A 25,368-nucleotide genomic window follows, 5' to 3' on the forward strand; every position below is an offset into this window, starting at 1 on the left:
TCGCCGCCCACCGCCGGGCCCGCCCCGCCACCCTCACTCCCCTGGACGCCGCCATGACCCCCCAGACCCCCTCGCCGGACCAGCCGCCGGCCTCCGCCACCACCGCTCCGGACGCCACGGCCTCCCCGGCCGCGGTCGACACCTCCTCGTCGGCCGGCACCTCCTCGTCGGCCCCCGCGCCGGCCGGTGCCTCCGCCGGCGCGGTCCCGGAGCCCGCCACGCCCGCCGCTTCCACGGCCACCGCCGCCACCGCCACCGGTGAGAGCACCGGCTCCGACGGCGCCACCGCGACGGCTGCACCGACCGCGACCGCCGCGGCGACCGGGTCCGGGTCCGACTCCGGCGAGGATGAGAGCGGATCCGTCGCCACCGCCACCGCCACCGCCACCGACGAGGAGGCCGCCACTCCGCTGACCGCGACGGCGACCGCCACCGGTGGGGCGGCGACCGCCGCGGCCGCCACCGATCCCGCCCGTCCGTCCAAGGCGATCCTGGCCGGGGCGGCGCTCGCCGGCGCGTTGCTCATCGCCGTACCGTTCCTGGTCAGCGGCGGGGACGACGACGGAGGCCGCAAGAGCAGCGCCGCGGGCGAGAGTTCGGGCACGGTCCTCGGCAACGCCCGGAACGCGGCCGAACCCGGCGTGTTCGACTCCGCCTCGCCGGACCCGGAGACGTCGCCCAAGGCGTCCCCCGCACCGAAGGCGTCGGCGGGCGCGGGCAAGGCGGAGGCAGGCGCAGGGGCCGCCGCCCCGGCGGCCGGCACCTCGGGCGGCGGCGCGGACGGCACTTCGGGCGGCGGCGCGCCGGCGGAAGCGAAGCCCACGCCGAAGAAGACGACGGCCGCTCCGGCCAGGAACAGTTCCGGCTCGGGCACGTCGTCGTCGTCCGGGAGCAGCACGAGGAAGTCCGCTCCGGTGGTGCCCGGCATCAGGCTCGCCAGCCACCAGTCGGGCCGGTGCATCGACGTGGTCGGCGACAAGGGGACCGACGGGGCGCCGCTGGAGATAGCGAACTGCTCGGGCGCGGCGTGGCAGAAGTGGGACTTCCGCTCCGACGGCACGGTCCGCTCGATGGGCCTGTGCATGGACGTGGCCTGGGGTTCCCGCGAGGACGGCGCGGTCATCCAGCTCGCCTACTGCAGCGGCAATCCCGCCCAGCAGTTCCGTCTCAACGCCGCCCACGACCTGGTCAACCCGCAGGCCGACAAGTGCGTGGACGTGGAGGCCCAGCACACCGCTGCCGGCACCCGTCTCCAGCTGTGGACCTGCAACGGCATCGACAACCAGAAGTGGAGCAGCCGCTGAGCGGGGGCGCGGCGCGGGGCCGCCGTGCCGCCCGCACCGGGTGCGGGGTACGGCGCCCGGCCGGATCAGCCCGTCATCCCTCCGGCCCGCCCTTGTCCCCGAACCAGTCCAGGCAGACCACCAGGGCGTCGTCCTCCGGCTCCGCGTCGCGGTGCTCGGCCAGTGCCTGGAGGACGGCCCTCGGCACGGAGGCGGCGTGCAGGAGGCCGGCCGCCTGGATGGCGCGGGCCAGGGCGCGTTCGCCGTACGCCTCGCCGGCGCGGTTGCCGGCCGCGTAGACGCCGTCGCTGACGAAGACGAGCCGGTCCCCCGGCAGGACCTGGAACTCCTGGACGGTGTACTCCGTCTCGTCGAACATGCCGAGCGGAAGCTGCGCCTCCAGGTCGACGCGTTCCACGGTCTTGCCGCGCCTGCGCCACAGCTGCGGCGAGCCGGCGTCGACCACCTGGACGTTCCCGGTGGCGAGCTCGAAGGTGAGCAGCAGCGTCGAGACGTAGGACGCACCGCGGTACTGGGCGTAGAGCGCCTGGTCGGCGAGGGCCGCCTGGTCCGCTATGCCGATGCCCGCCCGGCGGGCGTTGCGCAGGGCGTTCACCGCCAGGTTGGTGAGGAGGGACGCCTCGATGCCCTCGCCCATGCCGTTGGTGACGGTGAGGGTGAGGGTGTCGGCCGTGGTGGACCAGTCGAAGTTGTCGCCGTGGATGGCGTACGCGGGTTCCAGCTGGGCGCCTATGGCGTACTCGCGGCGCGAGCAGGCCCGGCCGGGGAGCAGTTGCCACTGCATCTCGGCGGCGAGCGTCAGCCGGCTGACCCGGCGGGCCCGGAGGTAGAGGTCGGTGTCGCGTTCGGCGACGATGACCTCGTGGCCGAGGAGCTCGGCGATCCGGGTGAGGTCCTGGACGGCCCCGGTGGTGCGCCGCAGCCGGGGCAGGCGCATCGTCAGGATGCCGAGCCGGTCCCCCCGGACGGTCACCGGCAGGTACAGGGCGACGGAGTCGCCGTCGGGCGCGGGGCGCTCGTAGAGCTTCTGGCTGTCGAAGGCGCGGCCCTCGGGCGAACCGGCGACCGGCAGCGGTCCGGCCGGGCGCTGCGGGGCGTCGACCGGCTGGAGCACCGTCAGGCTGTAGTCGGCCATGAGCAGTTCGATGTCCGTGGCGCCGTAGTGCTCGGCCAGGGCGGCACGCACGGCGTCGACCAGTGCGTGCGGCGCGGCGGTGCGCAGGGCGCGTTCCACAGCGAGGTAGTTCGTCACAGTAGGTCGGCTTTCTTCACCAGAGTGCTGCTCGGGCGGGAGCAGCGTAACGGGGCAGGAGGGGCATCCGGTCGACCGCCTCCGGCGCGGTCACGCCCCTCACACGCAGGCGCGCCCGGAGCCGGAGCGCCGACCGGGTCCGGCTCAGGGGCGGGCCCGGCGGGCGGGGGCGGGGGCCGCCGTCATACGGCGTCCGTCCAGCCGAGGTGGAGCACGGCCACGTCGTCGGCCAGGCCGCCGCTGCTGGCGGCGAGATCCTCGCACCGCTGGATGACGGAGTCCACGAAGGCGTCGGCCCCGAGATGGGCGTGTTCCCGGGCGATCTCCACCAGGCCTTCCTCGCCCACCCGCTCGGAGCCCCGCCCGGTCCGGCCCTCGATGAGGCCGTCGGTGAACAGGACGAGCCGCGTTCCCGGCGGCGCGTCCAGGGCGGTGACGGGCCAGCGGGCGCGTCCGGGCAGCAGGCCCAGCACGGGTCCGCCCGGCACTTCCTCCAGGCGTACCGGTCCGTCCGGAGGCCGCACCAGCAACCCCGGGTGTCCGGCGCGCACGACGTCGACGCGGGCGGAGCCCGGTCCGCGGCTGAGGGTGGTGAGGGTGGCGAAGATCTCGGGTCCGGAGCGTTCGGCGACCAGCATCTGTTCGAGCAGGTCCAGCAGTCGCTGACCGCGGGCGCCGGAGAGGATGAAGGAGCGCCAGGCGACCCGCAGGCACACTCCGAGCGCCGCCTCGTCGGGTCCGTGCCCGGAGACGTCCCCGACCACGGCGTGGGTGGTGCCGTCAGGGGTCTGGACCACGTCGTAGAAGTCTCCGCCGAGCAGGGTCTGGGCGCGGCCGGGCCGGTAGCGGGAGCAGACCTGGGGGCTGTCGTCGAGGAGCAGCGGCGTGGGGAGCAGACCGCGTTCGACGCGGCTGTTCTCCTCCGCCCGCAGGCGGCTCTCCTGGAGGTCGGCGGCGGCGCGCTCGATGCGCTTGCGCTGTATCGCGTACCGGATGGCGCGTACGAAGAGGTCCGCTTCGAGGCGGCCCTTGATGAGGTAGTCCTGGGCGCCGCCGGCGACCGCGGCGAGGCCGGACTCCTCCTCGGCGAGGCCGGTGAGGACGACGACGGCCGCGCCCGGAGCGCGGGACAGCACCGTCTTCAGGGCGCCGAGGCCCTGGGAGTCGGGCAGGTGGAGGTCGAGCAGGACGCACTGGGGCACGGAGTCGTCAAGGCGATCGAGCGCCTCCGCGAGGGTGCGGGCCCACGACAGGTCGATCGCGACACCGCTGTCGGCGACCATCTCCTCGACGAGGAGGGCGTCGCCGGGGTCGTCCTCGATGAGCAGGACACTGGGTCCCTCACCGCTCCACAGGTCGAATCCGGGGTGGTCGCCGCTGCGAGCGGCGGGGAAGAGGAGGCCGGAGGGCGACGGATCGGCGGAACTGTCGTCACGGGGTGCGAATACCGTCGGGGGCAGGGTGCCCATGGCGCTGTGCCTCCTCTCACCATGGACCGGCCGACCATGGGGCCGCACGATGCGTCCGGGACGAGAGTAGAGGGAACAGTTGCCAACTGACAACAATTGCCGAGTGGCCAACGTCCCAGGTCGGGGCGGTGCGGGGCAAAAGGTGAGCTTCCGCACAGCGTGGTCCGCACATCCGTCCGGACGGGTGCCGACCGGCTGCGGCCGGGCTTCCGGAAACCGTGGCCCGGCGCTCCGGCGTCAGGCGGGGTTGGCCAGTCGGGCGGGGGCGTCCCGCTCGTGTCTGTCTCCGTCGATGACCTGTGCGGCGGCGTCGCGGAACGCGCCGAGACCCGCGTGCAACGCCTCGACGGCATCCGGTCCCATGGCGGCCAGGACCAGGGCGACCTGCCGGATCTGGCTCGCCCTGATCTCCTCCAGGAGGGCCCGGCCGGGCCGGCTCAGGTAGAGCTCTATCTCCCGGCGGCTCGCCGCGCTCAGGCGGCGTTCGACGAGTCCGGCCGCTTCGAGGCGGTCGCAGAGCCGGCTGGTGGCGGGCGGGGTCGATCCCAGGGCCTCGCCCAGTGCGCGCATGTTGCCGCCCTCCCGGCGTTCGATCGCCAGCAGCGCGCGCAGCTGCGACGGCGAGCTGGGGCCCGCGGGCGCGTCGGCCTGGGCTCTGCCCCAGAGGACCGCGAGCAGATCCGTCACCTCGGACGCGGTCTGGGCCATTTCTCGGGGGGACGACGGCCGGCTCGGGAACATCGCTCCACTGTGCCACCCCCGCGGCGCCGTTGTCAGCCCGCGCAACCCTCTCGACCCCAGGTCGGAGGGTGCCGGCGAGGGTGGCCCGGGGCCGTCCGGGGGGCCGGTGCGGTCGTTCCCGTCCCCGGTCACGCCGGGCCGTCCGGAGCGGACGGGCGACTCTGCTGCGATGCCGCGCCGCCCACCGGGGGCGTCAGTTCCCGAGCCGCGGCGGTCGCGGCCGGGGTTCCGTCGGACGTGAGCGTCTCGGTCAGGGGCCGGAGGGTCCCGGTCACGGCGAGCATCCGCTCCAGGGCCGGTCCCCGCTCGTCCAGGTGCAGTTGTACGCCCGCCTCGGAGGCGCGACGGCGGATCATGATGAGGACCGAGAGACCGGTCGAGTCGATCGTGCCGAGCCCCGCGCAGTCCAGGTGCAGGTCGCTCAGGCCGGGACGGCCGGCCAGTTCCTCGGTGACCGCGCTCAGCAGCGGGTCGGCACTGTCGTGGTCGAGGTCTCCGTGCAGTTCGACGCGGAGCACACCGGCGCGGCACGACGTGGTGAACCCGAGACTGTCCGGGGGTGTGGTGGTGGTCATACGTGGGGCCGTCCTTTCGCGGCGGTGCTCCGGGGGCCGGCCGGGAGGGCGTCGAGGGCGAGCCGTAGGTGGCGGGTGGAGCGGGGGAAGTCCTTGAGCTCCTCGGACAGGATCTCCAGGACGGGGCGGAGCGAATGCCCGGGGACGCCCCGGGCGGTCAGGATGCCGGTGGTCCAGGCGAGGAACCCGGCGAAGAGGTCGGCGTCGTCGGTGTAGAGGGAGACGCCGAGGTACTCGACGACGTGGGCGACGTCCTCGGCGGTGCGCTCCCGCTGGAAGGCGCTGTAGTCGCGCATCGCCGGAAAGCGGTCCTCCAGCCCGCCCAGCACCGCCTTCACCAGGGCGGCGTGGGTGCGGGCCACCAGGGTGTACTCCTGGTCGTCGAGGTGCGGCAGGTCGTCGTAGGGCTGGTGCGGCCGGGCGGTTCGGGGCAGCGGGCCGCCGGCCAGCAGGTCGGCGGCGGCGCGGGCGTCGGGGGCCCAGGCGTCGGCGCCGAGCAGGCGGGCGTACCGGCCGTCCGCGCCGAAGGCGGCGCCGCCGGCGAGCACCGGGACCCCGGTGGCCTGGCAGGCGGTGATGGTGGCGTGCGCGGTGGGCAGCCGGGTGGCGAGGGAACTGGAGAGCGCGACCAGGTCGGGACCGGTGCGGTGCAGATGGCCTATGAGGTGCGGGGTGGGCACCTGCGCGCCGAGGTAGTCGACGCGCCAGCCGCGCAGCCTCAGGACCTCGGCGAGCAGCCGGGCGGGCAGGGCGTGCCATTCGCCGTCCACGCAGGCGACGGTGATCCGCCCGGCGTCCGGGGCGGCGGCCGGCGCCCGCAGCGCGAGGGCGGCCACCGCGCGGTCGTTGATGGCGGTGGCGGCATGCTCCTGCGCGACGGAGATGCGGTTGGCCGCCCACTCCTCCCCCACCCTGCTCTGCACGGGGACGATCAGGTCGAGCAGGACGTCCTCCGGTTCGGCGCCCGCGTCGAGGGCGGCGAGCACGACGGCCACGGCCGCCGCCTCGTCGCCGTGCAGGACCGCGTCCCAGAGGTCGTCGGTCAGTGTCCCCGCGGGCGCGGTACGGCAGTCGCTCATGCGGTGTACCTGCCCCGTGTGTGGCCGTTCACCGCGCTCAAGTGGTGCGTACGCGGCGCGGAGACCACGACGACCGCCATGTCGTCGTGCCGGCCCGCGCCGACCCACTGGGAGGCGAGCATCTGCACGTGGTCGACGACGGCCTGGGCCGGCATGCCGGCGCAGTCGGCGAGCGCGGCGCGCAGCCGTTCCTCGCCGAAGATCCCGTCGCCGAGCGGCCCCCCGCGGGCTTCGGTGATGCCGTCGGTGAACATCACACAGCTGTCGCCGGGGGCGAGGGTCACCGACGCGGTGTGCGCCTGCGCCTGCGGCAGCGCGCCGACCAGGGTGCCGTGGGTGGGCGCCTCCTCGACCCGGCCGTCAGTGCGGACGATCAACGGCGCGGCGTGGCCGGCGCTGGTCAGCCGCAGCTTGACGGAGCTGGACTCGCGGACGGCGGAGGCGAGCACCAGGGTCGCGAAGCGCGCGTGGTGGGAGTTGAGCAGGGCGCTGTTGAGCAGGCTGATCATCCGCTGGTGGTCGTCGGCCATGGGCAGCAGCGCCTGGAGCGTGTTGCGGATCTTGCCGGTGAGGACCGCGGCGTTCAGGCCCTTGCCGCACACGTCGCCGAGCACGGCCAGCGTCGGGCCGCCCTCCTCGATCGCGGGGTGGACGTCGTAGAAGTCGCCGCCGACGCGCTCGGTGTCGTGCGAGGCGCGGTAGCCGCCCGCGTACTCCACCCCGGCGATCTGCCGCAGCGGCGGGGGCAGCAGTTCCCGCATCAGGGTCTCGGTGATCGAGGCCTGTTCGGCGTAGGTGCGGGCGGCCGACATCGCGGCGCCGGCGCGGGCGGCGAACAGCCGGGCGAAGACCTCCTCCGGGCCGCTGAACGGCTCGCTGCCGCCGTGGCGCAGCAGGATCAGCGCTCCGGCCGGGATGCCGTGGCCGGGCAGCGGGGTGATCACGACCGACCCGAGCGGCGGGCTGCCCGCGGGGGCCACCCAGGCGGGGACGAGCGCCGGGTCGAGCCAGCGGGACGGGACGGGCGGGAAGCCCTGCAACGCCTCGGCGAGGCCGGGCAGCTCGTCCGGGTCGACGGTCTCCCAGGAGAGCGAGGAGGCACCGCCGCGCGTGCACCGGGCGACCCGCAGGGTGCGTCCGGAGGACGGGGCGATCACCAGGGCGGCGTCCGCGAGGTGGGCGGCGGCGAGCGAGACCGTCACGTCCATGCAGCGGTCGAGGTTGAGCGAGGACAGCAGCTGGTTGGACGCCTCGGTGAGGAAAGCGGTGCGGGCGCGCTCGGTGCGCAGCTCCTCCTCGGCGCGGCGGTGCACCGTGTCGTCGAGGAGCCACCAGACGACCCGCCCGTCGTCGTGCCGGTCCGGCCGTGCCTCGAAGACCCGCTCGCCGACGGGGCCGCCGGCGGGGTCCGTGACGCGTTCGTGGTGGGCCTCGGCCAGCCAGGGCGGCACCGCCTCGGCCAGCGGGACTCCGGGCCGGGCCCGCGGGAACAAGGCGACGGCCGCGTCGTTGGCGCGCTCGACCGCACCGTCGGGAGCGACCAGCAGGGCGGGGCAGGGGGCACCGCTCCACGCCAGATCGGCGGGAGTGTGCGCGTGGACAGCGGCGGACCGGTGTGCGGAAGTCACCAAACGAAGAAGGCCCGCGGTGCGGACCCCTCACCTCACAAGCTGGACGACAGAATCATTTGCCTCCGGACAACAATCCTCCGCCGGGGGGCCTCCTGGCAACCCCGTCGCCGTCCGCGGACCGTCACGCTCCGCGAGGACGCGCGGTGGCGGCGCCGGAGCCGGCAGCGTCGGCCCGGGGGGCGGCGGACGGCCCGCCCCACCGCTCCGCCGCAGGTGAGCGGGGTGCGGGCGGAACCTCTGCGTCCGCACCGGCCCGCCCGGCGGTGGCCCGATCCGTTCCGATTTCCCTCTTCGTGACGCGTGTGTTTCGCCACTCTCCGGGAAGACGCACGCCAACCCCGCACGACGGGGTACGACGCGAGAGAGGGAATCGGACGTGACCGACATCTGGTGCGGCCCCGCGGCACAGCACGCCTTCGCCGGGGCGGACCCCACGGAGTTCACGGTGGAGGCCGAGGACGGCGGCATCGGAACCGTGGACCGTCGTTCCCTCGTGCCGGAGTTCGACCACCTCGTGGTGGACGCCGGGGTCTGGAAGTTCGGGCGGAGCATCGCCATCCCGATGGGTCTGGTCGAGTCGGTCGACCAGGAGCGCAGGGTGATCCGGCTGCGCTGCACCAAGGACCAGGTGAAGGACGCCCCGCGCTTCGAGCGCGATCAGGACACCAACGACCCGGCGTACCTCATCCGGCTCGGCGCGTACTACGACTCACTGGCCGTGGCGTGACGGGCACGCCGGCGTCCGGGGACGCCAGGTGCCAGAGGCCGGTCGCGCGCCGTGTCCCGGTCACTGACAGCACCCGCCTGCCGGGCCCCGGCACATGTGCAGCACAATCGGTGACGTGAGCGACCAGGAGAAGACGACCGTGACGTGCACGCCCCATGAGGGGTACACACTCATCGCGGTGCGCGGCGACGCGGACGAGGACGCCGGGGCGCCGGAGCTCGTGCGGGCGCTGAGCGCGGCGGCGGGCGAGGGGCCGGGCCGCACGGTGCTGGACCTGTCGGGAACGACGTTCGCGGACTCGGTGGTGCTGCACGCGCTGCTGGACGGGCGTGAGCAGCACGTACGCGCCGGACGGCGGCTGGTCCTGGCGGGACCGCTGAAGGTGGCGGTCCGGCGGCTGTTCGAGATCACCGGGACGGCGGACGCCTTCGAACTGGCGGAGACCGTCGAGGCGGCGACCACATGCTGAGTCCCGGCCGCGAGCCGGGCACAAGGTCGTGGACACGTCTGTCCCCGGATACGGGGGCGGCGTGAAGAGCGGCCTGTTCGAAGACGGGCGGAGGGGCACGTGAGTACGGAGCGGACCATCGACGGAGCACGGGACGATCTGGGCGAGGGCGGCACGACCGGCCCTTCGCCGAACGTGCCCGCCGACGCGGCGGCGGCGCGCGCCGTCGTACGGACCTTGCTGGACGACGAGTTCTGCACGCTCCGTGACGTGGGGATGGACGACGTGGTCATCTCGGACGCCATGCTGGTGACGTCGGAACTGGTCACCAACGCGATCCGGCACGGCGGCGGCCTGACGGCGTTCTCCGCCGAACTCACGGTCGAGGGGCTGCTGTTGAGCGTCTCGGACGCCAACCCCGCCGTGCCCGTCACCGTCGCCCCCCGGCCGGGGGCGATCCAGATCGGCGGCTACGGCTGGCCGCTGGTGCACCGCCTCTGCAAGCGGGTCACCGTCACGCCGCACTCCGCCGGCAAGCGCGTCAGCGTGCTGGTCGCCCTGTTCTGATCCCTGCCTGATCCGGTTCTGTTGAGGTGTGTTCCGGGGGCGCCGCCCCCGGTTCCTTCCGGGGGCCGCTCGTCGCCCGGTCCCGCTCCCGGCCCGTCGAGCCCCGCATGATCCCTCCACGCGCACGCCCCGGTGCAATCGGCCGCCGGGCGTGCGCCCGCGTGTGCGCCCGCCGCACGGGCACCGGCGCGCGGGGCGCACGCGCATTTCGGTCCCCCGGCACCTCCGCCGCGCCCTCCCGCGGGGCGGCTGTGCCGGGAGAGGCTGACCGTGCCGCCGGTGCGGCGCGCCCACGACCGCGGTGACAGAACCGTCTCCTCCCCGGCGACGCTGTGCCCCGGACGGCGCGCCGGACCGACCGGTGCCGGCGCCCGACCTGGCGCCGGGACCCCCGTCGCCACGGAGGCTCCGATGCAGCTCAGCGATCGCCCGGTACTCGTCCTCGACCCGTCGGCCCGTGACCGGGTGGCCGAGGACGCCGAACTGCGCAGACGCGGGCCGGTGTCCCGCGTCGACGTGCTCGGGGTGGAGGCCTGGGCCGTCAGCCACCCCACCGTGCTCAAGGAGTTACTCGCCGACCCGCGGGTCTCCAAGGACGCCCAGGCGCACTGGCCGGACTTCGAACGCCTGGTGCCCGCCTGGCCGCTGGCCTCCTGGGTGGCGGTACGGAACATGTTCACCACCTACGGCTCCGAGCACCGCCGGCTCCGGGCCCTGGTGCAGGGGGCGTTCACCGCGCGCCGTACCCGTGCCATGGCCCCGGTCGTCGTGGAGACGGCCGAGGCGCTGCTCGACCGGCTGGCCGAGGAGAACCGGGGCCAGGTCGTCGACCTGCGGGCCTCGTTCGCGTACCCGCTGCCGATCCTGGTCATCTGCCGCCTGCTCGGGGTGCCGTCCGCGCTGGAGGGCCGCATGCGCCGGTCGGTGGACAAGGTGTTCTCCACCGCGCTGTCGCCGCAGGAGCAGCAGGAGAACACCGCGCGCCTGTACGGACTGCTGCACGAGCTGATCGCGCTGCGGCGGACGCGGCCGGGCGAGGACCTGATCAGCGTGCTCATCGCGGCCCGCGACGAGGAGGACGGCGCGCTGACCGAGCAGGAGCTCGCCGACACGCTGTTGCTGGTCATCTCCGCGGGCTTCGAGACGACGGTGGCCCTCATCTGCAACGCGGTGCGCAATCTGCTCGCCCATCCCGCGCAGTCGGAACTGGTGGACGCGGGCCGCGCCACGTGGAGCGACGTCGTGGAGGAGACCCTGCGGCGGGACGGGCCGGTGGCCCATCTGCCCATGCGGTTCGCGGTCAGCGACATCGAGCTCGCGGACGGCACCGTCATCAACCGGGGCGAGGCCATCCTCGCGTCCCTGGGCGCGGCGGGCCGTCACCCCGAGTCGCACGGCGGGGACGCGGACCGGTTCGATCTGCTGCGGACCGCCAAGGACCACCTGGCGTTCGGTCACGGCGCCCATCTGTGCCTGGGCGCCCCGCTGGCCCGGCTGGAGACCACCACGGCTCTGGAGCTGCTCTTCGGGCGCTTCCCGGAGCTGAGCGCGGCGGTGCCCGACGCGGAGCTGCGGCCGGTGACCAGCTTCATCTCCAACTGCCCGGACGCCCTGCCGGTGTATTTGGGGCGGCCGAGCACCGCCCGCGGCCCGGTCAGTCGCCGAGGGCCAGCCTGACGCCGAAGGCGCCGATCACGGTCCCGGTGACCCGGTCCAGCAGCCGCCGGTTGCGGGGGCGGCGGAGCCAGCCGTTCAGCAGCCGGGCGCAGCCGATGAGGACGGCCGACCAGACCAGGCCGATCAGGATGTGCACCGAGGTGAGCAGCAGTCCCATGGCCAGGTGGCTGCTGCCGTCGGGGATGAACTGGGGCAGCACGGCGACGTAGAAGGCGCCCATCTTCGGGTTCAGGAGGTTGGTGAGCGTGCCCTGCCGCCAGCCTCCGGCCGTCGAGTCGGGTCCCGCGGGCAGCGGCTCCCCGGCGGTGTCGGCGCCCCGTCCCCGGAAGGTGTCCCGGAGCATGCGGACGCCCATCCACACCAGGTAGACGGCGCCGCACCAGCGCAGCGTCTCGTAGGCGAGGTGCGAGGCGGTGAGGAGGGCGGTCACACCGAGCGAGGTGAGCGCGCCCCACACCAGGGTGCCCGTCTGGATGCCGAGGACGACGCCCCAGGCCCGCCGGCGACGGCCGACGGCGGAGGTCCGCAGGATGAGGGCGGTGTCGAGCCCCGGAGTGAGAGTGAGAAGCCCTACGACGAGGGCGAAGGACCACAGTGCGGTGCTCAATGCCATGGAAGGCCATCCTACCGACGGGGCCCGAGGCTCCCCGAGCGGCCCCGGCGCCGGCACCGGGCGCCGCGTCCCCTCCCCGGCCGGCCGTTCCCTCCGGGCGGTGCGAACGACGGCGGAGACGACGGTGGGTCCGCGACGCCCGCAAAAGGTGACGGGTTCTGTCAGGTCTGGGGTGAACGATGGACGCATGGAGAACCGGAGCAGCACCACCGAGCCCACCGAACAGGCCGCGCAGGACATGCCGGACGCACAGGACGCGGGAGGGACCGCGCGGCCCGCCCGGGACCGTCCGCTCGCGGGGCGGATCGCACTCGTGGCGGGTGCGACCCGCGGGGCGGGGCGGGCCCAGGCCGTGGAACTGGGCCGGGCCGGGGCGCTCGTGTACGTCACCGGCCGTACCACCCGGACCCGGGTCAGCGAGGTCGGCCGGACCACCGAGACCGTCGAGGAGACCGCCGAACTCGTCTCCGCGGCGGGCGGCACCGGGATCGCGGTGCCCACCGACCATCTCGACGAGGCCCAGGTACGCGCCCTCGTCGAACGGATCGACCGGGAGCACGGACGGCTCGACATCCTCGTCAACGACCTGTGGGGCGGCGAACACCTGCTGGTCGCCTCGGTGTTCGGGAAGAAGAGCTGGGAGACGCCGCTCGCCGACGGACTGCGGATTCTGGAACTCGGCGCCCGCTCGCACGTGATCACCGCGGCGCTGCTGCTTCCGCTGCTGATCCGTTCCGACGCGCCGCTGCTCGTGGAAGTCACCGACGGCACCGCGCGCTACAACCGCCGCTACCGGGAGAACATCTACTACGACCTGGCGAAGAACGCCCCGATCCGCCTCGCGTTCGGGCTGGGTCAGGAACTGGCGGAGTACGGAGGCACGGCGGTCGCGGTCTCGCCGGGATTCCTGCGCTCGGAGCAGATGCTCGCCCACTTCGGTGTGAGTGAGGCGAACTGGCGTGATGCGATCGCCCAGGAGCCGGCGTTCGCGATCGCGGAGTCGCCGCGCTACCTGGCCCGGACCGTCGCGGCGCTGGCCGCCGACCCGGACCGCGCGGAGCGGTGGAACGGCAGGTCCACCTCCAGCGCGGAACTCGCCAAGGCGTACGGGGTGACGGACGTGGACGGCAGCCGGCCGGACGCCTGGGCGTACTTCGAGGACGTCGTCCACGGCGGCGGGCAGGGCTCCCCCGACGACTACCGCTGACACCCGGCTCGTTCAGTCTGCGGCCGGCCCGGCTCCCGCTGCCCCGGGGCCGGGCCGGTAGAGGGCCGCCAGGGCCCCGGCCCGCTCACGGAAGCGGGCGCGCAGGCCGGCCGGCGCCAGCACCTCGGCATCCGCGCCGAGCCGGGCCAGTTGGTCGAAGGCGACGTCCTCGGATTCCGCCGGCAGGTCGAGGGTGACCAGGCCCGCGGCGTCCGGGGCGCCCGCGGAGGCGAGGGCGTCGGCCACGGCGGCCCCGTCCACGACGGCGGGCAGCCGCCACAACCCCCGGTCGGTGAGCCGGACCGTGACGGTGGTGCGCAGCAGGGTGCGGGCGAAGGCGGCCGACCGGGCGTCCCAGTGCGCGGCCAGCTCGAAGTCCGGGTCGCGGACGAACGGTTCCTCCGCCCCGGGGGCCGGGCCGAGCGCGGTCACCCGGTCGACCCGGTAGGTACGCCAGCCGCCGTCCTCCCGTTCCTCGGGGACGCGGGCCACGGCGTACCACGTGCCGGCCTTCAGCACGAGCCCGTACGGTTCCACCACCCGCACGACGGTCGACGGAGGTCCGCCGTCCCGGCCCGGTCGCGTGTACGACAGGGCGACGGTCCGGTCCGCCCACACCGCGCGGGCCAGTTCCGGCAGCAGAGCCGGGGCGGAGGGCTCGCGGAACCAGGCCGGGGCGTCGAGGTGGAAGCGGCGGACCGAGGACTCGGCGGCCCGGCGCACCGACGGGAGCAGCGTCGCGGTCAGTTTCAGCCGGGCGGTCCGCGCCGCGTCCGACAGTCCCAGGTCCCGCAGAGCCGAGGGCAGGCCGGACAGGAAGAGCGTCTCCGCCTCGCCCGGCCGGAGGGTGGTGAGCCGGGTCCGGTAGCCCGCGGCCAGGGAGTACCCGCCCGCCCGGCCCCGTGCCGAGCGGACGGGGACGCCCGCCTCCTGCAGCGCCTGGGCGTCGCGGATCACGGTCCGCTCGGAGATCTCCAGCTCGCGGGCGAGTGCGGCCGCGGTCAGGCCGGGGTTCGACTGGATCAGGAGAGCCATACGGATCAGGCGGGCGGCACGCATCCCCCCAGGATGGCGCAGCCGCCGGACGGACGCGGGCCCGGTGGCCGGGATATCCGGAATCCGATGTTTCGGCCTTCGGTTCCGGGACAGGCGGTGGTGTGTCCGCATGGTCGACCAAGACGGGATGTGAGCATCGTGGCAGCCAACGAGAAGTCCGAAGCCAAGACCGAGCAGGCCAAGGGCAAGATCAAGGAAGTCGCCGGCCGGACCGTCGGCAACGAGCGGTTGACCGCCGAGGGCCGGGCCGAGCAGGCCCAGGGCGACGCCCGCCAGGCCAAGGAGAAGGTCAAGGACACGTTCAAGCACTGAACCGTCCGCAGTACGTACCCCGAGGGGCCCGCGCACCGGCCACGTCCGGTCCGCCGGGCCCTTCGGGCGTCCCCGGCCGGGGGGACCGCGGGCCCGTCCCGGCGCGGTGGGCGCCGGGAGGCGGCGGGTGTGCCCGGCGGTGATAGTGAAATGGCCGCTCGGGCGGCTGAGCGAAAGGCACCTCATGTCCGACACCACAGTGGCCGGGGTCCGCCAGGGCCCCGGCGCCGGCGGAGAAGGTATCGACCCCGCGTCCGGGACCGGCCCCGCGGCGGTCCGCGCCGACGCCGCGGCGGGGTTCGCCGCCGTCGTCGAACGGATCGACGCGGGTGAACTCCGCTTCCCCCTCCCCGGGGCCGGCTCCACCGCCGCCCGGTTCGACGCCCTGAGCCGCGTCGCCGAACAGGACGTCTGCGTCGCGCGGCTGGTGGAGGGCCACGTGGACGCGGTCGCCATCCTCGCCGAACTGGACGGTCCCCCGCCCGCCCCCGGCAGCCGCTGGGGCGTGTGGGCCGCGGAGCCGCCCGGCGAGGGGCTGACCTTCGCCCGGTCCGGCGGCTCCTGGTCGGTGACCGGGCTCAAGCGCTACTGCTCCGGCGCGCACAGCTGCACCCACGCCCTGGTCACCGCCGAGGCCGAAGGGGAGCGCCGGCTGTTCGCCGTGGCCGTGGACGGCCCGTCCGTCACCCCGGTGGCGGGGACCTGGCAGGCGGTCGGCATGGCCGGCAGCGACACCCCCGACGTCCGGTTCCGCGCCACCCCGGCCGTCCCGGTCGGCGCACCCGGCGCGTACGTGCACCGGCCCGGCTTCGAGCACGGCGGGGTCGGTGTCGCCGCGTGCTGGTACGGCGGGGCGGTGGGCGTGGCGCGTGCCCTTCGCGCGGCGGCGGCACGTCGCCCGGAACCGCACACCGACGCCCATCTGGGCAGCGTCGACATGCTGCTGCACGCCGCGTCGGCGGTGCTGACGGAGGCGGCCGGGGAGATCGACCGGGATCCGCTCGACAAGGAGGAGGGGGCCCGGCTGCGCGCGATGCGCGTCCGGGCGTTCGTGGAACACGTCTGCGACGAGGTCCTGCGGCACGTGGGCCGGGCCACCGGGGCCGGGCCGCTCTGCCACGACCCGCGTCACGCCCGCGCCGCCGCCGACCTCGCGGTCTACGTCCGGCAGCACCACGCCGAACGCGACCTGGCCGCGCTCGGCGCCGCGGTCGCCCGGCCCGGGGAGGACGCGTGACCCGGCCCGCGCCCACCGACCCGATCCGGGCGGAGAACACCGACGAGGCGCACTGGCGGGCCTGGCGGAGCTGGGACGCCCTGCCGGCGCTGGATCTGCCGGCCGACGGGCACGTCGTCGTGGTGGCGGCCCATCCCGACGACGAGGTGCTGGGGTTCGGCGGCACGATGGCGCTGCTCGCCGCGGCGGGGGTGCGCGTCACGGTGGTGGCGCTGACCGACGGCGAGGGCTCGCACCCGCGCAGCCGGGTGGTGACCCCGGCCGGACTCGCCGGGATACGGGCCGAGGAGACCCGCACCGCGCTCGGCCGGCTGGGCGCAGGCGGGGCCCGGGTGGTGCGGCTGGGTCTGCCGGACACCGGGGTCGCGGACCACGAGGAGGAGGCGGTGCGCCGGCTGGTGCCGCTGCTCGCGGACGCCCGGCTGGTGGCCGCGCCCTGGACCGGGGACGTGCACGCCGACCACGAGGCCGCCGGTCGCGCGGCGACGGAGGCCGCCAGGATCGCCGGAGTGGAGCGCGTGCTCTACCCGGTGTGGATGTGGCACTGGGCCCGGCCCGCCGACCCGCGGGTGCCGTGGGAGAGCGCGGCGCGGATCGCGCTGACCCCGGAGGCCGCCCGGCGCAAGAGGGAGGCGATCGACTGCTTCGTCAGCCAGATCCACCCGCTGGGCCCCGCCCCCGAGGACGCGGCGATCCTGCGGCCGGACGAGATCGCCCACCATCTGCGCGGCGTGGAGGTGGTGTTCCGGTGAGCACCCCCGCGTCGTACTTCGACGACATGTACCGGGGGTCACGGGACCCCTGGCACCTGGCGGAGCGGTGGTACGAGCGGCGCAAGTACGGTCTGACCGTCGCGTCGCTGCCCCGCGAACGGTACCGCCGCGCCTTCGAACCGGCCTGCTCGGTCGGCGAGTTGACGTCCATGCTGGCGCCCCGCTGCGACGCGCTGCTGGCCTGCGACCGGGTGGATTCGGCGGTGGAGACCGCCTCGGCGCGGGTCCGCGACCAGCCGCACGTGCGGGTGCGGAAGCTGGTGCTGCCCGACGAGTGGCCGGACGGCTCCTTCGACCTCGTCGTGCTCTCCGAACTCCTCTACTACTTCGGCACGGAGCAGCTCTACCGGCTGCTGGAGCGGGCGGTCGCCGCACTGGAGCCCGGCGGCACGCTGGTCACCGTGCACTGGAACCACCCGGTGCCCGAACACCTGCGGACCGGTGACGAACTGGCCGGTGTGCTGGGGCGCCTGCCCGGTCTGGCGCTCGCCGTCGACCACCGCGAGGAGGACTTCGCCCTCCAGGTCTTCGTCCGCCTCGGCGCGGACGGCGCACCGGCGCCCTCCCCCGCCCGCGCGGAGGGACTGGCGTGAGGATACGAGGCATGGCCGTGGTGGTGCCCGCCCACGACGAGCAGGCGTCGGTGGGCCGTGCGGTCGAGGCGGTACGGCTCGCCGCCGGGCATCCGTCGCTCGCGGGCGTGGAGGTGCGCACGGTCGTCGTCGCGGACTGGTGCTCGGACGCGACCGCGCGGGTTGCCGAGCGGGCCGGAGCGCGCGTCGTCACGGGCCGTTTCCGCAACGCGGGACGGGCCCGTGCCCACGGGGTCGACGTCGCGCTGCGGGAACTGGGCGCCGACGGGACCGGCACCGGGGACGATGGTCTGTGGATCGCGTCCACCGATGCGGACAGCACGGTGGAGCCGGACTGGCTGGCGCGGCAGGCGGCCCGCGCCCGGCAGGGCTGGGAGGCGTTCGTGGGGACGGTCGAGGTGGACCACTGGCCGCCGCACCGCGCCCGGCTGGCGGCTCTGCACCTGAGTCGGTACGAGGCGTCCAGGCCGGCGACCGGCGTGGAGTGGCGCCATCCGCACGTGCACGGAGCCAACCTGGGGGTGGCCGCGGACGCGTACCGGCACGTGGGCGGTTTCCCGCCGCTGCCGGTGGGTGAGGACCACGCCCTCGTGGGGGCGCTGGAATCGGCCGGGCACCGGGTGCTGCGCACGGCGGAGTGTCCGGTGCTGACGTCGGGCCGGCTGCGGGCGCGGGCGGCGGGCGGGTTTGGGGACCACCTGGCCCGGCTGGCCTCCGAGTGCAGCGGCCCGGCGCCGGCCGTGTGACGGACGGCCGGGTCGCGCCGGGCGGCTCCGGAGCCACGCCGCTTGCGCCATCCGCCGCACACCCCGGTTCCTCATCGGGTGGGCGTCGGGGTCCGGCGGGTGTCATCGGCGAAACAGGGGGAAACCGGATTGCGACAGACAACCGCACCATCAGGCAGGAGCACCATGTCGCCCCTCGACTCGACCCCGCGCTACACCGTCCCCGGCCTCAGCGAGAAGGAGGGCGGCCAGGTCATCGACCTGCTGAGGCTGAGGCTGCACGCGCTCAACGACCTCGCGCTGACGCTCAAGCACATTCACTGGAACGTGGTGGGCCCGCACTTCATCGCGGTGCACGAGATGCTCGACCCGCAGACCGCGGCCGTGCGCGAGATGGCCGACGCGGCGGCCGAGCGCATCTCGGCGCTCGGCGGCGAGCCGCAGGGCACGCCGGGCGTCCTGGTGGCCGAGCGCACCTGGGACGACTACTCGATCGGCCGCGCCGACGCCCTCGCCCACCTCGGCGCGCTCGACCAGGTGTACACGGGGATCATCGAGGACCACCGCAAGGCGACGGAGGAGGTCGGCGAGATCGACCCCGTCACCGAGGACCTGCTCATCGAGCACCTGCGGGGACTGGAGCAGTTCCAGTGGTTCGTCCGGGCCCACCTGGAGACCAGCTCGGGCACGCTGACCACGGAGGGATCGACCACCGAGCAGGGTGCCGCCGCCGCCGCGAAGAAGACCGCGAAGGCCGCTCCGCCCGCCAAGAAGACCGCCGCGAAGAAGGCGGCCAAGGCGGCGCCGCGCAAGAACGCGGCGCCCCGGCGCGGTCGCTGACCGTCCCGCTCCGCCGCAGGGCCTCCCCGGAACACGTCCGGGGAGGCCCTGCGGCGTGCGGGGCGTGTTCAGCCGGGCCGGTCGCGGCCGTCCGGGACCCCGGGTCCCGGTGGCTCGCGGCGGGGACCGGCCGGCCGGTCGGCGGCCCGCTCCGCGACGGTGGTTCCGTCGGCGTGTGCCGGGCGTGCCGGGCCCCCGGCCGGCGCCGGGTCGTCGGGGGCGGCGGCCGGGGCCGGTGTTCCGACGCCGCCGCCCTTCAGCCGCTCCAGGTCCGAGGCGCGCACCTGGATGACGAAGAGGGCGATCACCGCGGCGAGCACGGCGAGGATCGCGGCCACGACGAAGGCCTGCGAGACGCCCGCCGCCAGGACCTCGTCGCCCCAGCGGCCGGGCAGTTCCCCGGTGCTGCGGAACTCGGCGCGTTGCGCCGGGGTGGCCGTCCGCAGGAAGTCCGGCACCTGGTCGGCGGCCTCGTTGCGGCTGGCGGTGCCGAAGACGGTCACCAGGATCGACAGTCCGAGCGAACCGCCCACCTGCTGGGTGGCGTTGAGGACACCGGACGCGGCGCCCGCCTCCCTGGGCCGGACCCCGGAGACCGCCATCAGTGTCAGAGACACGAACTGCATGCCCATGCCGAGGCCGAAGACGAGCATCGGCCCCAGGATGCTTCCCAGGTAGGAGCTGTCCACGTCGGTCAGGGTGAGCCAGCCGAGCCCCGCGGCGGCCAGCAGGGAGCCGGTCACCATGAAGGGTTTCGGGCCGAACCGGGGCAGCAGTTGGGAGGCGATGCCCGCACCGACCGCGATGATCGCGCTGACCGGCAGGAAGGCCAGTCCGGCCCGCAGCGGGCTGAAGCCCAGGATGTTCTGGACGAACAGGGTCAGGAAGAAGAACATGCCGAACATGGCCGCCGCGAGGGCCAGCATCATGCCGTAGGTGCCGGCGCGGTTGCGGTCGCGGAACATCTTCAGCGGTGTGATGGGCTGTCTGGAGCGCTGCTCGACCAGGATGAACAGAGCCAGCAGGACCACGGCCGCCGCGAAGGAGCCGAGGGTCAGCGGGTCCGTCCAGCCGTCCTCGGATGCCCGGATGAAGCCGTAGACCAGCAGCACCATGCCGAGCGTGGAGGTGAGCGCTCCGGCGATGTCGAAATGGCCTGGATGGCGTTCGGACTCCCTGATGAAGCGGGGCGTGGCCAGCGCGATGGCCAGCCCGATGGGGACGTTGACGAAGAGGATCCACCGCCAGTCCAGCCACTCCACGAGCAGGCCGCCGGCGAGCAGGCCGATGGCGCTGCCGCCCGCGGACACGGCGGCGAACACCCCGAACGCCCTGTTGCGTTCGGGCCCCTCGCGGAAGGTGGTGGTGATGAGCGACAGGGCGGTGGGCGAGGCGATGGCCCCGCCGACGCCCTGGAGGGCGCGTGCGGCGAGGAGTTGCCAGGATTCCTGCGAGAGGCCGCCGAGCAGCGAGGCGAAGACGAACAGCAGGACGCCGAACATGAAGACTCTGCGGCGTCCGAGGATGTCGCCCAGCCGGCCGCCGAGCAGCAGCAGCCCGCCGAAGGTCAGGGTGTAGGCGTTGACGACCCAGGACAGGTTCTCGGTCGAGAAGCCGAGCGACGTCTGGATGTGCGGCAGCGCGATGTTGACGATGGTGATGTCGAGGACCACCATCAGCTGGCACGAGGCGATGACGAGCAGCGCGAGCGCTTTGCGCCGGCCGCTCTCGGGGGCGTCGGCGCGTTGCGCCGGTGTCACGGGGGAATGTGTCATCCGATGCGTCATCCGATGCTCACGTGGGGGCGCCGACAGCGTACGCGTCGGCCGTGCGTGCGGGACGGGACGTACTTTTTTGACCGTAGGCCCGAACGGACGGGTCCGCCATTCGGCCCAGCGGGCGCGTGCGACCGGGCACGAGCGGTGGCCGCCACCCGGTGTTCGCCGCCGGTTTTCCGGGCGTCCGCCCCGGGCACTCCCCTTGTTGGCGGCCCGCGCCCTACCATGCGGGAGCCGCCGACAAGGGGAGTGCCCGCCGCGCGGCAGGTCGGCACAGGGGGAGGCGCGATGTCCGGGCATGCCTACGACGGTGTTCCGCGAGCGGTGCGCGGCACGTTGCCGCACGGGGTGGAGATCTACCACCTGCGTCCGGACGGCCGGGTGGTGGTCGGCGACCGCCACCGGGAACACGAGCTGGGACCGGCCGGGGAGCTGCTGCGGTTCATCGACGACGGGCAGTTCGCGCACTACCTGGTGGGGGACGCGGCCACCTCGCCCGAACGCCCGTCGAACGCGACGGTGAAGCTGGGCGTGGTCCGGCCGCGCAGCGCGTTCACCCCGCACGCCCACGGCGGCGAGCACTTCGTGCTGAGTCTCGGGCACGCGGCGTGCGGTCTGTACGACGCCGAGCGCGGCACGACGGCCGAGGTGCCGCTGTCGCCGGGGATGCTCATCCGGATCCCCGAAATGATGCCGCACTCCTTCGCCAACCGGGGCGGGCTTCCGCTGACGATCCTGACCGCCAACACCGGATTCGGCATCGACCACGAGGACTACGCGATCACGGCGGCGGACGCCCGACGGCGGGCCGGGGAGTCCGGCCCCGCCGAAGGCGCCGCCGAAGGCCCGGAAGGCCGGTCTCCGGTGGCCACCGCCGCCCCGCCCACCACCGACTTCCTGACGCTGGCCGCCGCCCTGGAGTCCATCGAGGAGCGCCAGCGGACGGCCGGGATCGCCCGGACCACGGTCCGCGAACGGCTGGCGGCCCGGCTGCGCCGGGTGGCGACCGCGCTGGAGGCCCGGCCATGATCTGTCCGCACTGCGCACGCTCGCTGCTCCGCAAGCAGCGCTCCGGCCAGATCTGCTCCTTCTGCCGGCGGCGGTACGCCCTGGACCCGAAGACCAACCCGCTGCGGCTCCACGACATCCGGGTGCGCAAGGTCCTCGACAGGATCACGGACGAGGGGCGGCACCGGGTGGCCCCCGGCCAGCTCTGGTACGCGCTGTCCCGGCGGTCGCTGCGGGAGAGCCGTTTCGGCGCCGGGTGCCTGGGCGGGGCGTTCCTCGCCGGGGGCTTCCTGACGTTCGGCGGCCTGGTGAGTGAAACGGTCCCGGTGACGGCCGTGGGCGGCGTCCTGGTCCTGGTGGGGCTCGCACTGCTGGTCGCACGCGCCTCGGGGGCGGGCCTCGGCAGACCCCCGGTGCCCCGGGCCGCCTTCCGCCCGCTGGTGCTCGACCCGTGGAAAGGAGTGTACGGCGGGCTGCCGCCCGGGGTGGTCGACGACCGGTCGTATCCGGCGCGCGGGTCCGGCGTACCGCCCGCGCGGTCCGCGACTGCGGGCCCCGCCGGGCCGCGACGGTCCGCGCCCGCCGTGCTGCTGTGCCCCGACCCGTCGGTCGCCGTCTTCCTCACGGCGGCCGGGCTGCCGCAACGGCACGGTCTGGTGCTCGCCCCCTCGCTCGACGAGGTACGGGCCCTGCCGTCCGGTGGCCCGGTGCTCGTCCTGCACGACGCGGACGCGGCGGGCGCTCTCCTCGTGATGCGGGCCAGGGCCGCCCTTCCGGGGCGCCGGGTGGTGGACGCCGGACTCCCGCTGCGCAGATTCCGCGCCCTGCCGCGAGCGGTGCCCTTCCGCGACCCGGCGCACCGGCCGGACGCCGCGGCGCTGGACGAACTGCGGGCCTCCGGGGGGTTCGACGCCTCCGAGCTGGCCTGGCTGGCACGCGGCTGGAGTTACCCGCTGGTGGGGGTGGCCCCGGCCAAGCTGCTGGCGGCCGTGGAACGCGCCGCCGGGCGGGCCGTCGGACCCGGGGACCCCGATCGCCGGCGGGCCGAGGCCGTCGGCTTCCTCACCTGGCCCGGCACCGCCGGGCCGGAACGGAGGGCCGGCCGGTGATCTGTCCTCGCTGCTCGGCCTCGCTCAAGCGCCGGGAACGTACCGGCAGACGCTGTCCCCGCTGTACGTCCCGGTTCGCCCTGGACCCGGGCCTGGACGGACCGGGGATGCACGATCTGCGCGTCCGGCGCCGTGCCGATCGTGCCACCGACGGCGGCAGGCTGAAGGTCACCCTGACGCAGCTCTGGTACGCCTGCGTCAACCACCACTCGGCGTGGGAGGCGGTCGGACGGCGCGGGACACCTCCGATGATCCGCGCCTTCGTGGCGATACCCGTGGTCACCGCCCTGCTGGTGGTGACCGGGCTGACCGCGTGGCCGCTCGCGCTCGTGCCGTCGGGCGCGGCCCTCGGCGTGCTGGTGGCGGCCGTCGCCCTGCGCCACCGCGAGGGCCGTCCCGCCGGGTCCCGGATCACCCCGCCCCGGCTCTCGTTCACCGGGCTGATGCGGAACACCTGGACGCCGGTGTACGGACGGCTGCCGGCGGGCGTCGTGGACGACCCTCCGCCCGCCGCCGCACCGCCCGCGCCGGAACCGCTGCGGCAGCCGCGGGCCGTGCTGCTGTGCACCGACGCGCCGGTCGCGCACTTCCTCCGGGTCAACGGCGTTCCGGCGCGGCTGCGGGCGGTCCTGGTCGAGGTGCGGCCCTCGGTCGGGGCGTCGCGGCGCGGCGCGCGGACCAAGGACGCGCTGGCCCGGCTGGCCCCGTTCCGGCCCGCCGTTCCCCTCGTGCTGGTGCGCGACCAGGACGCCGAGGGGGCGTTGCTGGCGGCGGTGCTGCGGGCGGCGCGGCCCGGACAGATCGTGGTGGACGTGTGTCCGCCGCGGACGGGGCCGGGCGGCCGGGACGCGGTCACCGTCCTGACCGGCGTCCGGGACTTCTCCGTCGAGGAACTGCGGGCGCTCGGCGGACTCTCCGCGGACGAGGCGGCCCGGCTGGCGGCGGGGTTCGTCCGCCCGGTCGCGGCGGTTCCGCCGCCGGTGCTGATGTCCGTCGTCGAGCAGGCGGTCGCCCGTGCCGTGGCGCTCGCCCCGGCCGGCGCACGCGACGCCGGCGGCTTCCTGAGCTGGCCCCCGCGCCCCGACCAGCCTCACGGTCCGGCCCGCGGGAAGGGCGGTGTGTCCTCGTGAGTCCCACTCCCTTCACCGCCGCGTCCTTCACTTCGGCCGGCGACCGGCTGCTCGCCCGTGCCGTCGAGGCCGCCGCCGCCCGCGCGGCGCTCCCCGGCCGCGTGCGATTCACCGAGCGGCAGTTGTACTACGAGACGTGCCGCCTGCTCAGTCCGTCGACGCGATTGCCGGTGCGTCCGGCCCGCTCCGCCCCGCCCGCGCTGCGGCTCACCCGGTTCGCCGGGGTGCTCGCCGCACGGACCGGCCCGGTGCCGGGGCTGCTCGCGCCGGTGGCCCCGGACGCCTTCCGCCCACCCGCCGGAAGCGGTCGGCACGAGTCCGACCTGTACGCGTACGGGGTGCCGCGCCTGCTGCTCTGCCAGGACCGGGACATCGCCGCGATGCTGCTCGCCAACCAGATCCATCTGGAGGCGGCCTGCCCGGTGTTCCCGGTCGCGGACGCTCCCGCACCCGACGGGCCGCTGGTCGCCGCGCTGGTCCGGGCCCGGGGCGCCACCGTCCATGTGCTGCACGACGCGAGCCCGGCCGGGATCGCGCTGCCGCAACGGGTCCGGGCCGCCCTCGGCCCGCTGCCGGGCGTCCGGGTCGCGTCGATGGGCCTGGTTCCCCGGCACGCGGCGGCGCTGCGCCTCCCCTCCGGGCGCGGGCCGTCGTACGCCTCCGGGGTGCGGGACGCCATGGGGCCGTTGCCGGCCGGGCTGCGGCCCGACGAGGCCGCCTGGCTGGACCGGGGCCGGTTCGCGGAGGTGGCCGCCGTGCCGCCGGCCCGGTTGCTGCGGGCCGTACTGCGGATGACCCGCGGCCTGTCGCGCCCCGCGCGCGGGTCCGTCCGGGAGGACCTGCGGGAGCTGCGCGCCGCGGGGTTCCTCAGTTGGCCCGCCCCGTGAGCGCGGCCCCGCCCCTTCGCCGTCCGTCCGACACACCCGAGGTACGCAGACGATGATCAGGCCCGAAGAGACCGGATACACCGACGAGTTGCTGGCCGACGGCAGCGTCCACCGGCGGTACGAGAACGGCCGCGAGGAGTGGCGCCGCCGGGACCCGGCCGGTGGCCCGGTGGTCCACTGGCACGACGACCGGCAGGGGTCCGGCACGGACGAGCCGCTGGGCGACCGGATCATCAAGCGGGTGCTGGCCGACGGCACGGTGATCTACGGCAGGGACATCGGTTACGGCCGCACCCTGTGGGGGGACGGCGGGACGGTGATGGTCAACCGGACGTCGTTCGGCGGCCGGATGGGCGCCCTGCTGGTCGGCCTCGGCGTGGCCGGACTGGCGGTCACCGCCGCGCAGTTGCCACCGCAGGCCCTGAGCGAGGAGGAGGAAGAGGAGTTGCGCCGGCAGGCACAGAGCCAGTCTTCTTCCGGCGGGGACGGGGGCGGCGGGGACAGCGGCGGGGCCGGCGGGGACGGCTCCGGGGACACCGGCGAAGACTGGGACGCCGACTGGGGCGACGACCAGGACGCCTGGAGCGACGACGACTTCGGCTGACCGGCCCCGCCCCCGCGTCACCGTCC

The 25,368-nt window shown here is 75.0% G+C and carries 26 protein-coding genes; 17 read left to right on the top strand and 9 right to left on the bottom strand.

From position 1 onward, the window contains the following. The first annotated feature begins 53 nt into the window (after positions 1–53). Complete coding sequence (locus Q0994_RS09410) at positions 54–1,304, top strand: RICIN domain-containing protein (RefSeq protein WP_299531527.1); 1,251 nt, start codon at positions 54–56, stop codon at positions 1,302–1,304. 73 nt (positions 1,305–1,377) lie between these two features. On the opposite strand, the gene Q0994_RS09415 is transcribed toward Q0994_RS09410, so the two are convergent. From Q0994_RS09415 to Q0994_RS09440, 6 genes are all read right to left on the bottom strand, one after another. Further along, on the bottom strand, positions 1,378–2,556 hold the full coding sequence (locus Q0994_RS09415; RefSeq protein WP_299531530.1) for a PP2C family protein-serine/threonine phosphatase: 1,179 nt from the start codon (positions 2,554–2,556) through the stop codon (positions 1,378–1,380). A gap of 182 nt (positions 2,557–2,738) precedes the next feature. Beyond that, positions 2,739–4,025, bottom strand: coding sequence for a PP2C family protein-serine/threonine phosphatase (locus tag Q0994_RS09420; protein ID WP_299531532.1), 1,287 nt, complete (start codon positions 4,023–4,025; stop codon positions 2,739–2,741). Between the two features lie 237 nt (positions 4,026–4,262). Then, a complete protein-coding gene (locus tag Q0994_RS09425) occupies positions 4,263–4,733 on the bottom strand; it encodes a MarR family winged helix-turn-helix transcriptional regulator (RefSeq protein ID WP_299531534.1) in 471 nt (156 codons plus the stop codon). A 161-nt stretch (positions 4,734–4,894) separates the two neighbouring features. After that, the gene (locus Q0994_RS09430; protein ID WP_299531537.1) at positions 4,895–5,341 is read right to left on the bottom strand and encodes an STAS domain-containing protein; all 447 of its coding nucleotides are present in this window, start codon (positions 5,339–5,341) and stop codon (positions 4,895–4,897) included. After that, complete coding sequence (locus Q0994_RS09435) at positions 5,338–6,420, bottom strand: B12-binding domain-containing protein (protein ID WP_299531540.1); 1,083 nt, start codon at positions 6,418–6,420, stop codon at positions 5,338–5,340. The genes Q0994_RS09430 and Q0994_RS09435 overlap by 4 nt, the downstream gene beginning before the upstream one ends. Then, positions 6,417–7,967, bottom strand: a complete 1,551-nt coding sequence (locus Q0994_RS09440) for a PP2C family protein-serine/threonine phosphatase (protein ID WP_299532126.1) — start codon at positions 7,965–7,967, stop codon at positions 6,417–6,419. The genes Q0994_RS09435 and Q0994_RS09440 overlap by 4 nt, the downstream gene beginning before the upstream one ends. 460 nt (positions 7,968–8,427) lie before the next feature. Between Q0994_RS09440 and Q0994_RS09445 the strand changes: the two genes are divergently transcribed. From Q0994_RS09445 to Q0994_RS09460, 4 genes are all read left to right on the top strand, one after another. Beyond that, positions 8,428–8,778, top strand: a complete 351-nt coding sequence (locus Q0994_RS09445; protein WP_299531544.1) for a PRC-barrel domain containing protein — start codon at positions 8,428–8,430, stop codon at positions 8,776–8,778. A gap of 115 nt (positions 8,779–8,893) precedes the next feature. After that, on the top strand, positions 8,894–9,247 hold the full coding sequence (locus Q0994_RS09450; RefSeq protein WP_299531546.1) for an STAS domain-containing protein: 354 nt from the start codon (positions 8,894–8,896) through the stop codon (positions 9,245–9,247). Positions 9,248–9,346: 99 nt separating this feature from the next. Then, on the top strand, positions 9,347–9,793 hold the full coding sequence (locus tag Q0994_RS09455) for an ATP-binding protein (protein WP_299531548.1): 447 nt from the start codon (positions 9,347–9,349) through the stop codon (positions 9,791–9,793). A gap of 411 nt (positions 9,794–10,204) precedes the next feature. Next, positions 10,205–11,470, top strand: coding sequence for a cytochrome P450 (locus tag Q0994_RS09460; protein ID WP_299531550.1), 1,266 nt, complete (start codon positions 10,205–10,207; stop codon positions 11,468–11,470). Here the strand turns inward: Q0994_RS09460 and Q0994_RS09465 are convergent. Further along, positions 11,448–12,083, bottom strand: a complete 636-nt coding sequence (locus Q0994_RS09465) for a LysE family translocator (protein WP_299531552.1) — start codon at positions 12,081–12,083, stop codon at positions 11,448–11,450. The two genes, Q0994_RS09460 and Q0994_RS09465, sit on opposite strands and share 23 nt — an antisense overlap. A gap of 238 nt (positions 12,084–12,321) precedes the next feature. Between Q0994_RS09465 and Q0994_RS09470 the strand changes: the two genes are divergently transcribed. After that, on the top strand, positions 12,322–13,290 hold the full coding sequence (locus Q0994_RS09470) for an SDR family oxidoreductase (protein WP_299532128.1): 969 nt from the start codon (positions 12,322–12,324) through the stop codon (positions 13,288–13,290). Positions 13,291–13,302: 12 nt separating this feature from the next. On the opposite strand, the gene Q0994_RS09475 is transcribed toward Q0994_RS09470, so the two are convergent. Beyond that, positions 13,303–14,349 carry a YafY family protein gene (locus Q0994_RS09475; RefSeq protein WP_299531554.1) on the bottom strand — a complete coding sequence of 349 codons (1,047 nt, stop codon included), beginning with the start codon at positions 14,347–14,349 and terminating at the stop codon, positions 13,303–13,305. Between the two features lie 135 nt (positions 14,350–14,484). On the opposite strand from Q0994_RS09475, the gene Q0994_RS09480 reads away from it, so the two are divergent. From Q0994_RS09480 to Q0994_RS09505, 6 genes are all read left to right on the top strand, one after another. After that, entirely contained in the window at positions 14,485–14,658 is a 174-nt protein-coding gene (locus Q0994_RS09480) for a CsbD family protein (RefSeq protein ID WP_299532130.1), read from the top strand. 184 nt (positions 14,659–14,842) lie between these two features. Next, complete coding sequence (locus tag Q0994_RS09485) at positions 14,843–15,895, top strand: acyl-CoA dehydrogenase (RefSeq protein WP_299531556.1); 1,053 nt, start codon at positions 14,843–14,845, stop codon at positions 15,893–15,895. Next, positions 15,892–16,647, top strand: a complete 756-nt coding sequence (locus Q0994_RS09490; protein WP_299531558.1) for a PIG-L deacetylase family protein — start codon at positions 15,892–15,894, stop codon at positions 16,645–16,647. The genes Q0994_RS09485 and Q0994_RS09490 overlap by 4 nt, the downstream gene beginning before the upstream one ends. Further along, a complete protein-coding gene (locus tag Q0994_RS09495) occupies positions 16,644–17,261 on the top strand; it encodes an SAM-dependent methyltransferase (RefSeq protein WP_299531560.1) in 618 nt (205 codons plus the stop codon). Before Q0994_RS09490 ends, Q0994_RS09495 begins: the two co-directional genes overlap by 4 nt. Before the next feature lie 11 nt (positions 17,262–17,272). After that, on the top strand, positions 17,273–18,007 hold the full coding sequence (locus Q0994_RS09500; protein WP_299531562.1) for a glycosyltransferase family 2 protein: 735 nt from the start codon (positions 17,273–17,275) through the stop codon (positions 18,005–18,007). A gap of 165 nt (positions 18,008–18,172) precedes the next feature. Then, complete coding sequence (locus Q0994_RS09505; protein ID WP_299531564.1) at positions 18,173–18,826, top strand: Dps family protein; 654 nt, start codon at positions 18,173–18,175, stop codon at positions 18,824–18,826. 68 nt (positions 18,827–18,894) lie between these two features. Here Q0994_RS09505 and Q0994_RS09510 read toward each other — a convergent pair whose 3' ends face one another. After that, positions 18,895–20,586 carry an MFS transporter gene (locus tag Q0994_RS09510; protein ID WP_299531566.1) on the bottom strand — a complete coding sequence of 564 codons (1,692 nt, stop codon included), beginning with the start codon at positions 20,584–20,586 and terminating at the stop codon, positions 18,895–18,897. 306 nt (positions 20,587–20,892) lie between these two features. Here Q0994_RS09510 and Q0994_RS09515 point away from each other — a divergent pair, with 306 nt between their 5' ends. The 5 genes from Q0994_RS09515 (at position 20,893) to Q0994_RS09535 (ending at position 25,342) form a co-directional block, all read left to right on the top strand. Further along, on the top strand, positions 20,893–21,633 hold the full coding sequence (locus tag Q0994_RS09515) for a cupin domain-containing protein (protein WP_299531568.1): 741 nt from the start codon (positions 20,893–20,895) through the stop codon (positions 21,631–21,633). Beyond that, positions 21,630–22,721 carry a hypothetical protein gene (locus Q0994_RS09520; RefSeq protein ID WP_299531571.1) on the top strand — a complete coding sequence of 364 codons (1,092 nt, stop codon included), beginning with the start codon at positions 21,630–21,632 and terminating at the stop codon, positions 22,719–22,721. Before Q0994_RS09515 ends, Q0994_RS09520 begins: the two co-directional genes overlap by 4 nt. A 107-nt stretch (positions 22,722–22,828) precedes the next feature. After that, on the top strand, positions 22,829–23,851 hold the full coding sequence (locus Q0994_RS09525) for a hypothetical protein (protein WP_299531574.1): 1,023 nt from the start codon (positions 22,829–22,831) through the stop codon (positions 23,849–23,851). After that, complete coding sequence (locus tag Q0994_RS09530) at positions 23,848–24,738, top strand: hypothetical protein (RefSeq protein WP_299531577.1); 891 nt, start codon at positions 23,848–23,850, stop codon at positions 24,736–24,738. The genes Q0994_RS09525 and Q0994_RS09530 overlap by 4 nt, the downstream gene beginning before the upstream one ends. 52 nt (positions 24,739–24,790) lie before the next feature. Beyond that, on the top strand, positions 24,791–25,342 hold the full coding sequence (locus Q0994_RS09535) for a hypothetical protein (protein WP_299531579.1): 552 nt from the start codon (positions 24,791–24,793) through the stop codon (positions 25,340–25,342). Positions 25,343–25,368 lie beyond the last annotated feature (26 nt).

The sequence above is a fragment of the uncultured Streptomyces sp. genome (genome assembly GCF_947488945.1).
Classification (GTDB): Bacteria; Actinomycetota; Actinomycetes; order Streptomycetales; family Streptomycetaceae; genus Streptomyces.